The sequence below is a fragment of the Pseudomonas sp. RIT-To-2 genome (assembly GCF_029623465.1).
GTDB classification, from domain to species: Bacteria; Pseudomonadota; Gammaproteobacteria; order Pseudomonadales; family Pseudomonadaceae; genus Aquipseudomonas; species Aquipseudomonas silvicola.
Map to the genome: position 1 here is coordinate 55,338 of NZ_JAPYKM010000018.1, position 14,699 is coordinate 70,036.

12 protein-coding genes are annotated in these 14,699 nt (G+C 61.6%); 11 read left to right on the plus strand and 1 reads right to left on the minus strand.

All coding sequences use genetic code 11. The annotated features are described in order from the left end of the window. Positions 1 to 108 precede the first annotated feature (108 nt). The 8 genes from grpE to QBK88_RS17365 all read left to right on the plus strand — a co-directional run bounded on the left by grpE (position 109) and on the right by QBK88_RS17365 (position 10,664). On the plus strand, positions 109 to 675 hold the full coding sequence (gene grpE / locus QBK88_RS17330) for a nucleotide exchange factor GrpE (protein ID WP_158154924.1): 567 nt from the start codon (positions 109 to 111) through the stop codon (positions 673 to 675). A gap of 127 nt (positions 676 to 802) precedes the next feature. After that, a complete protein-coding gene (gene dnaK, locus QBK88_RS17335; RefSeq protein WP_277962997.1) occupies positions 803 to 2,722 on the plus strand; it encodes a molecular chaperone DnaK in 1,920 nt (639 codons plus the stop codon). A gap of 189 nt (positions 2,723 to 2,911) precedes the next feature. Beyond that, on the plus strand, positions 2,912 to 4,039 hold the full coding sequence (gene dnaJ / locus QBK88_RS17340; RefSeq protein WP_268145737.1) for a molecular chaperone DnaJ: 1,128 nt from the start codon (positions 2,912 to 2,914) through the stop codon (positions 4,037 to 4,039). A gap of 10 nt (positions 4,040 to 4,049) precedes the next feature. Further along, positions 4,050 to 4,856, plus strand: coding sequence for a 4-hydroxy-tetrahydrodipicolinate reductase (gene dapB, locus QBK88_RS17345; RefSeq protein WP_277962998.1), 807 nt, complete (start codon positions 4,050 to 4,052; stop codon positions 4,854 to 4,856). Between the two features lie 415 nt (positions 4,857 to 5,271). Next, complete coding sequence (gene carA, locus QBK88_RS17350; RefSeq protein ID WP_158154932.1) at positions 5,272 to 6,408, plus strand: glutamine-hydrolyzing carbamoyl-phosphate synthase small subunit; 1,137 nt, start codon at positions 5,272 to 5,274, stop codon at positions 6,406 to 6,408. A gap of 137 nt (positions 6,409 to 6,545) precedes the next feature. Beyond that, positions 6,546 to 9,767 carry a carbamoyl-phosphate synthase large subunit gene (gene carB / locus QBK88_RS17355; protein ID WP_277962999.1) on the plus strand — a complete coding sequence of 1,074 codons (3,222 nt, stop codon included), beginning with the start codon at positions 6,546 to 6,548 and terminating at the stop codon, positions 9,765 to 9,767. Beyond that, entirely contained in the window at positions 9,764 to 10,240 is a 477-nt protein-coding gene (gene greA / locus QBK88_RS17360) for a transcription elongation factor GreA (RefSeq protein ID WP_277963000.1), read from the plus strand. Before carB ends, greA begins: the two co-directional genes overlap by 4 nt. Further along, positions 10,218 to 10,664, plus strand: coding sequence for an MFS transporter (locus QBK88_RS17365; protein WP_268145733.1), 447 nt, complete (start codon positions 10,218 to 10,220; stop codon positions 10,662 to 10,664). The genes greA and QBK88_RS17365 overlap by 23 nt, the downstream gene beginning before the upstream one ends. Before the next feature lie 12 nt (positions 10,665 to 10,676). On the opposite strand, the gene yhbY is transcribed toward QBK88_RS17365, so the two are convergent. After that, positions 10,677 to 10,985 carry a ribosome assembly RNA-binding protein YhbY gene (gene yhbY / locus QBK88_RS17370; RefSeq protein WP_176569824.1) on the minus strand — a complete coding sequence of 103 codons (309 nt, stop codon included), beginning with the start codon at positions 10,983 to 10,985 and terminating at the stop codon, positions 10,677 to 10,679. A 101-nt stretch (positions 10,986 to 11,086) separates the two neighbouring features. Here yhbY and rlmE point away from each other — a divergent pair, with 101 nt between their 5' ends. From rlmE to folP, 3 genes are all read left to right on the plus strand, one after another. Next, positions 11,087 to 11,710 (plus strand): 23S rRNA (uridine(2552)-2'-O)-methyltransferase RlmE, encoded by a 624-nt coding sequence (gene rlmE / locus QBK88_RS17375; protein ID WP_277963001.1) that lies wholly within the window; start codon positions 11,087 to 11,089, stop codon positions 11,708 to 11,710. 219 nt (positions 11,711 to 11,929) lie between these two features. After that, positions 11,930 to 13,837: an ATP-dependent zinc metalloprotease FtsH gene (gene ftsH, locus QBK88_RS17380; protein ID WP_268145727.1), complete on the plus strand. Its 1,908-nt coding sequence runs from the start codon at positions 11,930 to 11,932 to the stop codon at positions 13,835 to 13,837. Between the two features lie 8 nt (positions 13,838 to 13,845). Continuing rightward, on the plus strand, positions 13,846 to 14,697 hold the full coding sequence (gene folP / locus QBK88_RS17385) for a dihydropteroate synthase (RefSeq protein WP_277963002.1): 852 nt from the start codon (positions 13,846 to 13,848) through the stop codon (positions 14,695 to 14,697). The last annotated feature ends 2 nt before the right edge of the window (positions 14,698 to 14,699 follow it).

Genomic DNA, 14,699 nt, shown 5'->3' on the forward strand with positions numbered 1-14,699 from the left:
CAATATGCACAAGTGTGCATCGCTGCCCTTGAAGCTGAGAATTGCGACCCCATATAGCGGGCAGAAGCGCGAGTCGAGCTCGCAGACGAAATTGAAAGGAGAACCCTGATGGCTGACGAACAGACTCTGGACGAACAGAATCTCGATGCAAACCAGGCTGGCGAAGCCGGCGCCGATGATCTCGCTGCGCGGGTGAAAACCCTCGAAGAGCAACTGGCCGCTGCCCAGGACCAGTCCCTGCGCGTGGCCGCCGACCTGCAGAACGTGCGCCGCCGCGCCGACCAGGACGTAGAGAAGGCACACAAATTCGCGCTGGAAAAATTCGCCTCCGACCTGCTGCCGATCATGGACAGCCTGGAGCGTGGCGTCGAGCTGAGCAGCGCCGACGATGAAGCGCTGCGCCCCATGCGTGAAGGCATGCAGCTGACGCTGAAAATGTTCGAGGACACCCTCAAGCGCTACAACCTCGAAGCCATCGACCCCCATGGCCAGCCGTTCAACGCCGAGCACCACCAGGCGATGGCCATGCAGGAAAGCGCCGACGTGGAACCCAACAGCGTGCTCAAGGTGTTCCAGAAGGGCTACCAGCTCAATGGCCGCCTGCTGCGCCCCGCCATGGTGGTGGTCAGCAAGGCCCCCGCGCCGGTGTCGCCGTCCATCGACGAGCAGGCGTGAAACTTCTGTTAATGGTGGGCCTTGAAATTCATCCACGGGCCCCCATTTTGATGTCAAGCGTTTAAGTGCTACCGCAGTCAGCCACTACTGCTGCGGCATCCAAATCCAAAGTTTCGGGAGAGTTAACATGGGCAAGATTATCGGCATCGACCTGGGGACCACCAACTCCTGCGTCTCCATTCTGGAAAACGGCAAGGCCAAGGTCATCGAGAACGCTGAAGGCGCTCGTACCACCCCGTCGATCATCGCGTACGCCAACGACGGCGAAACCCTGGTTGGCCAGTCGGCCAAGCGTCAGGCGGTCACCAATCCGCACAACACTCTGTACGCGGTAAAACGTCTGATCGGCCGTCGTTTCGACGAAGAAGTCGTGCAGAAAGACATCCAGATGGTCCCTTACAAGATCGTCAAGGCTGACAACAGCGACGCCTGGGTGGAAGTGAACGGTCAGAAAATGGCACCGCCACAGATTTCCGCCGAAATCCTGAAGAAAATGAAGAAAACCGCTGAAGACTACCTGGGCGAAGCGGTGACCGAAGCGGTCATCACCGTGCCTGCGTACTTCAACGACAGCCAGCGCCAGGCAACCAAGGACGCCGGCCGCATCGCTGGCCTGGACGTCAAGCGCATCATCAACGAACCCACCGCGGCCGCTCTGGCCTACGGCATGGACAAGGCCAAGGGCGACCACACCGTGATCGTCTACGACCTGGGTGGCGGTACCTTCGACGTTTCGGTCATCGAAATCGCCGAAGTCGACGGTGAGCACCAGTTCGAAGTACTGGCCACCAACGGCGACACCTTCCTGGGTGGTGAAGACTTCGACATCCGCCTGATCGACTACCTCGTCGACGAGTTCAAGAAAGAAAGCGGCATGAACCTCAAGGGTGACCCGCTGGCCATGCAGCGCCTGAAAGAAGCCGCTGAGAAAGCCAAGATCGAGCTGTCGTCCAGCCAGTCGACCGACGTCAACCTGCCGTACATCACTGCAGACGCCACCGGTCCGAAGCACCTGAACGTGAAAATCTCGCGTGCCAAGCTGGAATCGCTGGTTGAAGACCTGGTTCAGCGCACCATCGAGCCTTGCCGCATCGCCCTGAAAGACGCCGGTATCGACGTAGGTTCGATCAACGACGTGATCCTGGTCGGCGGTCAGACCCGTATGCCACTGGTTCAGAAGGCCGTTACCGATTTCTTCGGTAAAGAAGCCCGTAAAGACGTCAACCCTGACGAAGCCGTTGCCATGGGTGCTGCCATCCAGGGCGCCGTGCTGGCCGGTGATGTGAAAGACGTTCTGCTGCTGGACGTCAGCCCGCTGACCCTGGGTATCGAAACCATGGGTGGCGTGATGACCGCGCTGATCGAGAAGAACACCACGATTCCTACCAAGAAATCGCAGGTTTTCTCCACTGCCGACGACAACCAGAGCGCCGTGACCATTCACGTGCTGCAAGGTGAGCGCAAGCAGGCTGCCCAGAACAAGTCCCTGGGCAAGTTCGACCTGGCCGAGATCCCGCCAGCACCACGCGGTGTTCCACAGATCGAAGTGACCTTCGACATCGACGCCAACGGCATCCTGCACGTAGGCGCCAAAGACAAGGCCACCGGCAAGACCCAGTCGATCGTGATCAAGGCCAACTCCGGCCTGTCTGACGAAGAAATTCAACAGATGATCCGCGACGCCGAAGCGAACTCGGAAGAAGACCGCAAGTTCGAAGAGCTGGCTGGCGCCCGTAACCAGGGTGACGCGCTGGTTCACTCGACTCGCAAAATGGTCGCTGACGCCGGTGACAAGGTCACTGCCGAAGAGAAGGCTGCCATCGAAGCTGCCGTGGTTGCCCTGGAAGCCGCTGTCAAAGGCGACGACAAGGCCGCTATCGACGCCAAGGTCGAAGAACTGTCGAAAGTCAGCGCCCCGGTTGCCCAGAAGCTGTACGCCGAACAGGCCGAGCAGCCTGCTGGTGCCGCGGCTCAGCCTGAAGAGGCTGCCAAGCACGACGACGTCGTCGACGCCGAGTTCGAAGAAGTCAAAGACCACAACAAGTAAACCTTGTTTGTTGGTCGGCCAGTTCACTGCCCTCGGGCAGTGGCTGGTAGGATGTCGCCGCGCGGGGGCTTGCTCCCGCGTTGGCGTGTCTGGAATAGACGAATTTTTACAGCATGCGACTGACTCGGATGCTGTCGGCACGGTCGGAGGCGCCTGAGTGCTCCGACGTCCTGAAGAGTAAATAGAACTATGTCAAAGCGTGACTATTACGAGGTTCTGGGGGTCGAGCGCGGCTCCAGCGACGCCGATCTGAAAAAGGCCTATCGCCGCCTGGCGATGAAGCACCACCCTGACCGCAACCCGGGCGACAAAGCGTCGGAAGACATGTTCAAGGAAGCCAACGAGGCTTACGAAGTGCTGTCCGACTCCAGCAAGCGCGCTGCGTATGACCAGTACGGTCATGCCGGTGTCGACCCGAGCATGGGTGGCGGCGGTGCCGGTTTCGGCGGTGCCAATTTCTCCGACATCTTCGGCGATGTCTTCAGCGATTTCTTCGGTGGCGGCGGCCGCGGCGGTTCCCGTGGCGGTGCCCAGCGCGGCAGCGACCTGCGCTACACCCTGGAGTTGAACCTGGAAGAAGCCGTTCGCGGCACCACGGTCAGCATTCGCGTGCCTACCCTGGTCAACTGCAAACCCTGTGACGGCTCGGGCGCCAAGAAAGGCTCGGCGCCGGTTACCTGCCCAACCTGTGGCGGTATCGGCCAGGTGCGCATGCAGCAGGGCTTCTTCTCGGTGCAGCAAACCTGCCCGCGCTGCCATGGCCAAGGCAAGATCATTTCCGACCCGTGCGACTCCTGCCGTGGCGAAGGCCGCGTGGAAGAGTACAAGACCCTGTCGGTGAAAGTGCCGGCTGGCGTCGACACCGGTGACCGCATCCGCCTGTCGGGCGAAGGCGAAGCCGGCACCCAGGGTGGCCCGACCGGCGACCTGTATGTGGTGATCAGCGTGCGCGAACACGACATTTTCCAGCGCGACGGCAAGCACCTATACTGTGAAGTACCGATCAGCTTCACCGAGGCAGCCCTGGGTGGCGAGCTGGAAGTGCCGACCCTGGACGGCCGCGTCAAGCTCAAGATCCCGGAAGGCACCCAGACCGGCAAGCAGTTCCGCCTGCGTGGCAAGGGCGTCGCCCCTGTGCGTGGCGGTGGCGCCGGCGACCTGATGTGCCGCGTCGCCGTGGAAACCCCGGTCAACCTCAGCCGTCGTCAGCGTGAACTGCTGGAAGAGTTCCGCGGCACCCTGGAAGGTGACAGCTCGCATTCGCCCAAGGCCAGTGGCTGGTTCGAGGGTATGAAGCGTTTCTTCGGCGATTTGTAAGGGTTCAGGTATGAGACGTATTGCGGTGATGGGCGCTGCGGGGCGCATGGGCAGGAACCTGGTCGAGGCGGTTTCGCAGCGCGCACCGCAGGCCGGGCTGACCGCCGCGGTGGTTCGCCCCGGTAGCACCATGGTTGGTGCTGACGCTGGCGAGCTGGCTTCGCTGGGCCGTATCGGTGTGCAGCTGTCGGGTAACCTGGAGCAGGTGGCCGATGAATTCGACGTGCTGATCGATTTCACCCTGCCGGAGGTGATGTTGAAGAACCTGGCTTTCTGCCGCGCGGCAGGCAAGGCCATGGTCATCGGCACCACGGGCCTGAATGTCGAGCAGAAGCAGTTGCTGGTGGAGGCGGGGAATGACATTCCGATCGTCTTCGCCTCCAACTTCAGCGTTGGCGTGAACCTGTCGTTCAAGCTGCTGGACCTGGCGGCGCGAGTGATGGGCGAGGAGGCGGACATCGAGATCATCGAGGCCCATCACCGCAATAAGGTCGACGCGCCGTCGGGCACGGCCGTGAGCATGGGCGAAGTGGTGGCCAAGGCGTTGGGTCGCGACCTGAGCAAGGTTGCCGTTTACGGCCGCGAGGGCCACACCGGCGTGCGCGAGCGTGAAACCATCGGTTTCGCCACCGTGCGTGGCGGCGATGTGGTCGGTGATCACACCGTGCTGTTCGCTGCCGAAGGCGAACGCCTGGAGATCACCCACAAGGCCTCCAGCCGCATGACCTTCGCCAAGGGTGCGGTACGTGCCGCGCTGTGGCTCGACGGCAAGGCCGCCGGCCTGTACGACATGCAGGACGTGCTCGACCTGCATTGATTGCCCGGCTCGCTCCGTTCCCCTGTGGGACCGGGCGAAGCTCGGGAAGCGGTCACCGCGGTGCTCCAGCTACACCGCGTAGCACGCTTCCCGAGCTGCGCCCGGTCCCACAAGGGGCGGCGGCGGGCGCGCTGTGTTGGCGCGATAAAGCTCGCCGCGCGGGCCGCTGCGGCGTACAATATGCCCCTCGAATCCCCCGTTTTACCCCGCCAAGCGATCCCTTGTCGCATTCCTCTGCCTTTCAGGCTCAATGGCGGTAGATAAAAAAATCATTTTTCTGTAAGCTACAGCTTTAGTGTGTCCACTAAAAGCGCGCAGATAATTCGATGAAGAAGCGGGGTGACGTGTCTATACGTCATTCCGCTTTTTTACAACCTGCGATCGCCCTTTCAGGTTTTATTTACGGGAGGTCTTCTTGACTAAGCCAGCCATACTTGCCCTTGCTGATGGCAGCATTTTTCGCGGTGAAGCCATTGGCGCCGACGGCCAGACTGTCGGTGAGGTGGTGTTCAACACCGCAATGACCGGCTATCAGGAAATCCTTACCGATCCTTCCTATGCCCAGCAGATCGTTACCCTGACCTACCCGCACATCGGCAACACCGGTACTACACCTGAAGATGCCGAGTCGAACCGCGTATGGTCCGCCGGCCTGGTCATTCGTGACCTGCCACTGGTTGCCAGCAACTGGCGTAACACCCTGTCCCTGTCGGACTACCTGAAGGCCAACAACGTTGTCGCCATCGCCGGTATCGACACCCGTCGCCTGACCCGCATCCTGCGTGAGAAAGGCGCCCAGAACGGCTGCATCATGGCCGGTGACGACATCTCCGAAGAAGCGGCCATCGCCGCTGCGCGCGGCTTCCCGGGCCTCAAGGGCATGGACCTGGCCAAGGAAGTCAGCACCAAGGAAAGCTACCAGTGGCGCTCCAGCGTCTGGAACCTGGCCACTGACAGCCACCCGGAAATCGCCGACAGCGAATTGCCCTACCACGTGGTTGCCTTCGACTACGGCGTGAAGCTGAACATCCTGCGCATGCTGGTAGAGCGCGGCTGCCGCCTGACCGTGGTGCCGGCCCAGACCCCTGCCAAGGACGTCCTGGCCCTGAACCCCGATGGCGTGTTCCTGTCCAACGGCCCAGGTGACCCCGAGCCTTGCGACTACGCTATCCAGGCCATCAAGGAAGTGCTGGAAACCGAGATTCCGGTCTTCGGTATCTGTTTGGGTCACCAGCTGCTGGCCCTGGCTTCCGGCGCCAAGACCGTGAAGATGGGCCATGGCCACCACGGTGCCAACCACCCGGTCCAGGACCTGGACACCGGCGTTGTGATGATCACCAGCCAGAACCACGGTTTCGCCGTGGACGAGGCCACCTTGCCAAGCAACGTACGGGCGATCCACAAGTCGCTGTTCGACGGTACCCTGCAGGGCATCGAGCGCACCGACAAGAGCGCGTTCAGCTTCCAGGGCCACCCTGAAGCCAGCCCAGGCCCGAACGACGTGGCCCCGCTGTTCGACCGCTTCATCGACGCCATGGCCAAGCGCCGCTGAGTGAAGCCGTCGCAAGCGTAATGCGCGCCGCGCAGGCCCCGCTCCAAGCGGAGATTGCCTGCCCGGCGCCGCCAAAGAATGTTCAAGGCGGCTCGCCTCAGGGCCTGCCGACTGACCTGCGGATTTGAGTGACAACCATGCCAAAACGTACAGACATAAAAAGCATCCTGATTCTCGGCGCCGGCCCCATCGTGATCGGCCAGGCCTGTGAATTCGACTACTCCGGCGCCCAGGCCTGCAAAGCCCTGCGCGAAGAGGGCTATCGCGTCATCCTGGTGAACTCCAACCCGGCCACCATCATGACCGACCCGGCCATGGCCGACGCCACCTACATCGAGCCGATCAAGTGGCAGTCCGTTGCCAAGATCATCGAGAAAGAGCGCCCGGACGCCCTGCTGCCGACCATGGGTGGCCAGACCGCCCTGAACTGCGCCCTGGACCTGGAACGCGAAGGCGTGCTGGAAAAGTTCGGCGTGGAAATGATCGGTGCCAACGCTGACACCATCGACAAGGCCGAAGACCGTTCGCGCTTCGACAAGGCCATGAAAGACATCGGCCTGGCCTGCCCGCGCTCGGGTATCGCCCACACCATGGAAGAGGCCAATGCCGTACTGGAGAAGCTGGGCTTCCCGTGCATCATTCGTCCTTCGTTCACCATGGGCGGCACCGGTGGCGGCATCGCCTACAACCGTGAAGAGTTCGAAGAAATCTGCGCCCGTGGTCTGGACCTGTCGCCAACCAAGGAACTGCTGATCGACGAGTCGCTGATCGGCTGGAAAGAGTACGAGATGGAAGTGGTCCGCGACAAAAAGGACAACTGCATCATCGTCTGCTCCATCGAGAACTTCGACCCGATGGGCGTGCACACCGGTGACTCCATCACCGTGGCCCCGGCCCAGACCCTGACCGACAAGGAATACCAGATCCTGCGTAACGCCTCGCTGGCGGTACTGCGCGAGATCGGCGTTGAAACCGGTGGTTCCAACGTGCAGTTCGGTATCTGCCCGAACACGGGCCGCATGGTCGTGATCGAGATGAACCCGCGCGTTTCGCGTTCTTCGGCACTGGCGTCCAAGGCTACCGGTTTCCCGATCGCCAAGGTCGCGGCCAAGCTGGCCGTGGGTTACACCCTGGACGAACTGCAGAACGACATCACCGGTGGCAAGACCCCGGCGTCCTTCGAGCCGTCCATCGACTACGTCGTCACCAAGCTGCCACGTTTCGCCTTCGAGAAATTCCCGAAAGCCGACGCCCGCCTGACCACTCAGATGAAATCCGTGGGTGAAGTCATGGCCATCGGCCGTACCTTCCAGGAATCCCTGCAGAAAGCCCTGCGCGGTCTGGAAGTAGGCGTTTGCGGCCTGGACCCGAAAGTCGAGCCAAGCAACCCCGAGTTCCACAGCATTCTGAAGCGCGAGCTGACCGTTCCGGGCGCCGAGCGCATCTGGTACGTGGCCGACGCCTTCCGCGCCGGCATGACCTGCGACGAAATCTTCGCCCTGACAGCCATCGACCACTGGTTCCTGGTGCAGATCGAAGACCTGATCAAGGACGAAGAGAAGGTCAAGACCCTGGGCCTGGCCGACATCGACAAGGCGCTGATGCTCAAGCTCAAGCGCAAGGGTTTCTCGGACCAGCGCCTGGCCAAGCTGCTGGGTGTGACCGACAAGAATCTGCGTCGTCACCGCCACAAGCTGGAGATCTTCCCGGTCTACAAGCGCGTTGACACCTGCGCCGCCGAGTTTGCCACTGACACCGCCTACCTGTACTCCACGTACGAGGAAGAGTGCGAAGCCAACCCGTCGGACCGTGAAAAGATCATGATCCTGGGCGGTGGCCCGAACCGTATCGGCCAAGGCATCGAGTTCGACTACTGCTGCGTGCACGCGGCCCTGGCGCTGCGTGACGATGGTTACGAAACCATCATGGTCAACTGCAACCCGGAAACCGTGTCCACCGACTACGACACCTCCGACCGTCTGTACTTCGAGCCACTGACCCTGGAAGACGTGCTGGAAGTGGTACGCGTCGAGAAGCCCAAAGGCGTGATCGTCCAGTACGGCGGCCAGACCCCGCTGAAACTGGCCCGTGCCCTGGAAGAAGCCGGTGTGCCGATCATCGGTACCAGCCCTGACGCCATCGACCGCGCCGAAGACCGCGAGCGTTTCCAGCAGATGGTTCAGCGCCTGAACCTGCTGCAGCCGCCGAACGCCACCGTGCGCAGCGAAGAAGAAGCCATCCGCGCCGCTGGCGTGATCGGCTACCCGCTGGTGGTTCGCCCGTCCTACGTACTGGGCGGCCGCGCGATGGAGATCGTCTACGAACTGGACGAGCTCAAGCGCTACCTGCGTGAAGCAGTGCAAGTGTCCAACGACAGCCCGGTGCTGCTGGACCACTTCCTCAACTGCGCCATCGAAATGGACGTGGACGCGGTCTGCGACGGCACCGACGTGGTGATCGGCGCGATCATGCAGCACATCGAACAGGCCGGCGTTCACTCCGGTGACTCGGCGTGCTCGCTGCCTCCGTACTCGCTGCCTGCCCACGTGCAGGACGAAGTGCGCGAGCAGGTCAAGAAGATGGCCCTGGAGCTGGGCGTTGTCGGCCTGATGAACGTGCAGCTGGCCCTGCAGGGCGACAAGATCTACGTGATCGAAGTCAACCCGCGCGCCTCGCGTACCGTACCGTTCGTGTCCAAGTGCATCGGCACTTCCCTGGCCATGATCGCTGCCCGCGTGATGGCCGGCAAAACCCTGAAAGAGCTGGGCTTCACCAAGGAAATCATTCCTAATTTCTACAGCGTGAAAGAGGCGGTATTCCCCTTCGCCAAATTCCCTGGTGTGGACCCGATCCTGGGCCCAGAGATGAAATCCACCGGTGAAGTCATGGGTGTCGGTGACACCTTCGGCGAGGCTTTCGCCAAGGCCCAGATGGGCGCCAGCGAAGTGCTGCCTACCGGCGGTACCGCGTTCATCAGCGTGCGTGACGACGACAAGCCGCTGGTGGCTGGCGTTGCCCGCGACCTGATCGCCCTGGGCTTCGAAGTGGTGGCCACCGCCGGTACCGCGCGCGTCATCGAAGAAGCCGGCCTGAAAGTACGCCGTGTGAACAAAGTGACCGAAGGTCGCCCGCACGTGGTCGACATGATCAAGAACGACGAAGTCACCCTGATCATCAACACCACCGAAGGCCGTCAGTCGATCGCTGACTCCTACTCCATCCGTCGCAACGCACTGCAGCACAAGATCTACTGCACCACCACCATTGCTGCTGGCGAAGCGATCTGCGAAGCGTTGAAGTTCGGTCCTGAAAAAACCGTGCGTCGCTTGCAGGATCTCCACGCAGGACTCAATGCATGATCAAATACCCCATGACCGTCCAGGGCGCTCGCGCCCTGGAAGAGGAGCACGCCCACCTGACCAAGGTGGTGCGGCCCAAGCTGAGCCAGGACATCGGTACTGCGCGCGAACTGGGTGACCTCAAGGAAAACGCCGAGTACCACGCCGCCCGCGAGCAGCAGGGCATGGTCGAGGCCCGTATCCGCGATATCGAAGGCCGCATGCAGAATGCCGTGGTCATCGACGTCACCACCATCGAGCCGACCGGCAAGGTAATCTTCGGTACGACCGTGGAAATCGCCAATGTCGAAACCGATGAGCGGGTCAAGTACCAGATCGTCGGCGAGGACGAAGCCGATATCAAGCAGGGCAAGATCTCGGTGGGCTCACCCATCGCTCGCGCCCTGATCGCCAAGGAAGAAGGCGATGTCGTGGCGGTGAAAACCCCCGGCGGCGTCATCGAGTACGAGATTGTCGAAGTCAGCCACATCTGATGGCCGCGGCCCGTATGCGACGGGCGCGGTCATCTGGCAGCTCGCCCAGGTACTCTGGGTGGGCGGCCTGTGGGTCCTGCACCTCGGCGTGATTCCGGCGCTGGCCCATGTCGGGCTGGCTCCGGCGCTGATCGAGGACATAGGAACGCAAATCGGCGGGTTGCTGACAGGGTTCTGTGCATTCTGTGCGGTTGTGCAGATGCTGGTACTGGTCAGTGGCCTGGGGGTTGCTGCCCTGTGGCGGGACATGCGTGGACAATTGCTGTCCATGGCCGTGCTGGTTGCCGCGCTGTACGGCGGGGTGACAAGCTGGTCGATCGACCCTTTGCGCTGGCAGTTGTTCTGTTACCTGGCGATGGGCCTTCTGGGCCTGGCGCTGGTGTTGCAGCCGGTGCCGGGCAGGGCGCGCGAGGCGCGCCACTGACCGTGGTCAACATCACTTGTAGCGATGGATGTTCGACAGCTGCTTGTTGGGCTGCGGGTTGCGGCGGTAGATCAGCGCTTTCTTGCCGATGGTCTGCACCAGCTCGGCACGGCCTGCCTTGCACAGTTCGGCAATGATGGCGGCACGGGCTTCGCGATCTTCGGCGCGAATCTCTACCTTGATCAATTCGTGATCGACGAGCGCGCGCTCGAGTTCGTCGGTAACGCCTTCAGTCAGGCCATTGCCTGCCACAATCAGAACGGGTTTCAGATCGTGGCCAATGGATTTGTACTGTTTCTTCTGCTCGTTGGTGAGCGGCATAATCTGACCCTTAATTTGGATTTTGCAAAAATGGCGGCCATTTTACCCGAGGGCCCGTGGATCCGCCCAATTAATCACGACCCTTATCATCGAGGTGCCCAGTGGCGCGTTCCAAGACAAGCCTTGGCTGGCTGAAAGAACATTTCAACGACCCTTACGTCAAAATGGCGCAAAAGGATGGCTATCGCTCGCGCGCCAGCTACAAATTGCTCGAAATCCAGGAAAAGTATCGCCTGATCCGCCCGGGCATGAGCGTGGTCGACCTGGGCGCCGCGCCTGGCGGGTGGTCGCAGGTGACCAGTCGTCTGATTGGTGGCCAGGGCCGCCTGATTGCTTCCGATATCCTGGAAATGGACAGTATCCCGGACGTGACCTTCATTCGCGGCGACTTCACCGAGGATTCGGTACTGGCCGAGATCCTGGAGGCGGTCGGTAATTCGCACGTAGACCTTGTGATTTCCGATATGGCCCCCAATATGAGTGGTACACCCGAAGTGGACATGCCCAAGGCCATGTTCCTCTGCGAGCTCGCGCTTGACCTCGCGGGCCGGGTGCTCAAGCCCGGCGGCGACTTTGTGATCAAGATTTTCCAGGGTGAAGGCTTCGACCAGTACTTGAAGGACGCCCGGAAGAAGTTCGACAAGGTGATCATGCTCAAGCCGGATTCTTCACGTGGCCGTTCCCGCGAGCAGTACATGCTGGGGCGTGGTTTCAAAGGCGAGTAATGTTTGTGCAGGGAAGGTGGCGGGGTAGCCCATAGCTTTTTCCAATCAGCCGGAATGCCTCGCCTGGATCGACATCGTGTAGTCTAGTTTTCACAAAGGGTTACAGACGGCACCTGCAGACACGTAGGTTATGTAGTAAGTTAAGCCGGTGATTATCATGCGAAGCACACCTGCGCGTGTTGCGGGTAGCAGGCTTCAGAGGGTAGCGAATTGAACGATATGGCAAAGAATCTGATCCTGTGGTTGATCATTGCGGCCGTGCTGGTGACGGTGATGAACAACTTCTCCAGCCCCAATGAGCCTCAGACCCTCAACTATTCCGACTTCATTCAGCAGGTCAAGGATGGCAAGGTCGAGAAAATCACCGTGGACGGCGCGGTCATCACCGGCAAGCGCAACGACGGTGACAGCTTCAAGACCATTCGTCCGAACATCGCCGACAACGGCTTGATCGGCGACCTGGTGGACAACCACGTGGCCATCGAAGGCAAGCAGCCAGAGCAGCAGAGCATCTGGACTCAGCTGCTGGTCGCCAGCTTCCCTATCCTCGTCATCATCGCGGTGTTCATGTTCTTCATGCGCCAGATGCAGGGCGGTGCGGGCGGCAAGGGCGGGCCGATGAGCTTCGGCAAGAGCAAGGCGCGCCTGCTGTCCGAAGACCAGGTGAAAACCACCCTCGCCGACGTTGCCGGTTGCGACGAGGCCAAGGAAGAAGTGGGCGAACTCGTCGAGTTCCTGCGCGACCCTGGCAAGTTCCAGCGCCTGGGCGGTCGTATACCGCGTGGTGTGCTGATGGTCGGCCCGCCCGGTACCGGCAAGACCCTGCTGGCCAAGGCCATCGCGGGTGAAGCGAAAGTGCCGTTCTTCACCATTTCCGGCTCGGATTTCGTGGAAATGTTCGTCGGTGTCGGCGCCAGCCGTGTGCGTGACATGTTCGAACAGGCCAAGAAGCACGCCCCGTGCATCATCTTCATCGACGAAATCGACGCCGTCGGCCGCCATCGTGGCGCCGGCATGGGTGGCGGTCACGACGAGCGGGAACAGACCCTCAACCAGTTGCTGGTAGAGATGGACGGCTTCGAAATGAACGATGGCATCATCGTCATCGCCGCTACCAACCGCCCTGACGTACTGGACCCTGCTCTGCTGCGTCCTGGCCGCTTCGACCGCCAGGTGGTGGTTGGTCTGCCGGACATCCGTGGTCGCGAGCAGATCCTCAAGGTGCACATGCGCAAGGCGCCACTGGGTGACGACGTCAACCCGGCGGTCATCGCGCGCGGTACTCCCGGCTTCTCCGGTGCCGACCTGGCCAACCTGGTCAACGAGGCTTCGCTGTTCGCTGCCCGCAATGGCAAGCGCATCGTCGAGATGAAGGAATTCGAACTCGCCAAAGACAAGATCATGATGGGCGCCGAGCGCAAGACCATGGTCATGTCCGAGAAAGAGAAGCAGAACACGGCTTATCACGAAGCAGGCCACGCCATCGTGGGTCGCATCGTGCCGGAGCACGACCCGGTCTACAAAGTGTCGATCATTCCCCGTGGTCGCGCCCTGGGCGTGACCATGTTCCTGCCGGAGGAAGACCGTTACAGCCTGTCCAAGCGCGCCCTGATCAGCCAGATCTGCTCGCTGTACGGCGGGCGTATCGCCGAGGAAATGACCTTGGGCTTCGACGGTGTCACCACCGGCGCGTCCAACGACATCATGCGCGCCAGCCAGATCGCACGGAACATGGTCACCAAATGGGGCCTGTCCGAGAAGCTGGGCCCGTTGCTGTACGCGGAAGACGAGGACCAGGGTTTCCTGGGTCGTGGCGGCAGTGGTGCGAACTCCAGTGTGTCGGGTGAAACCGCGAAGATGATCGACCTCGAGGTGCGCAGCATCATTGACCAGTGCTATGGCACGGCCAAGCAGATCCTCACCGATAACCGCGACAAGCTGGATGCCATGGCGGACGCCTTGATGAAGTACGAGACCATCGACGCCGATCAGATCGACGACATCATGGCTGGCCGCACGCCGCGCGAGCCGCGTGACTGGTCAGGTGGCCCTGGCCCCACGGGCACTTCGGTGCCGCGGGACGAGCGTCCCGAGAGCCCGATCGGCGGTCCAGCAGCTCAACACTAAGGCTCGACATGACTTCAAAGCAGTACCCAACCCGGTTGCCTTGCGGCAACCGGGTTCTTGATTTAAGCCGTACCCATGTCATGGGTATCCTCAATGTCACCCCCGATTCCTTCTCCGACGGCGGCCGTTTCAACCAGCGCGACGGGGCCCTGCGCCACGCCGAGGCCATGGTGGCGGCTGGTGCGACACTGATTGACGTCGGTGGCGAGTCCACTCGGCCAGGTGCGCGTGTCGTTTCGCCCCTCGAAGAGCTGGAGCGTGTCGCCCCGGTGGTCGAAGCCATTGCCCGCGAACTCGACGTGATCATCTCGGTGGACACCTCGACACCGGCGGTCATGCGCGAAACGGCACGCCTGGGCGCCGGCCTGATCAATGACGTGCGTTCCCTGCAGCGTGATGGCGCCCTGGATGCAGCCGCGGCCACGGGGCTGCCCGTATGCCTGATGCACATGCTGGGCGAGCCCGGCGACATGCAGGACGACCCGCGCTACAGCGACCTGGTGGGTGAAGTGACTGGCTTCCTTCACGCGCGCATGCAGGCCTGCGAAGCGGCGGGTATCCCGGCCGAGCGCATCATCCTCGATCCGGGCTTTGGTTTCGCCAAGACCCATGCGCACAACCTCAGCCTGTTCAAGCATATGCAGGCCCTGGACGCCCTGGGGCGGCCACTGCTGGTCGGTGTGTCGCGCAAGAGCATCGTCGGCCTGGCGCTGGGTCGCCCGGTCTCTGAGCGGCTTTACGGCAGCCTGGCGCTGGCCGCCTTGGCCATGTTCAAGGGCGCACGAATCCTGCGGGTGCACGATGTGGCCGAAACCGCCGATGTCGTACGAATGATCACAGCGGTCGAAACCGCTGAATAAGA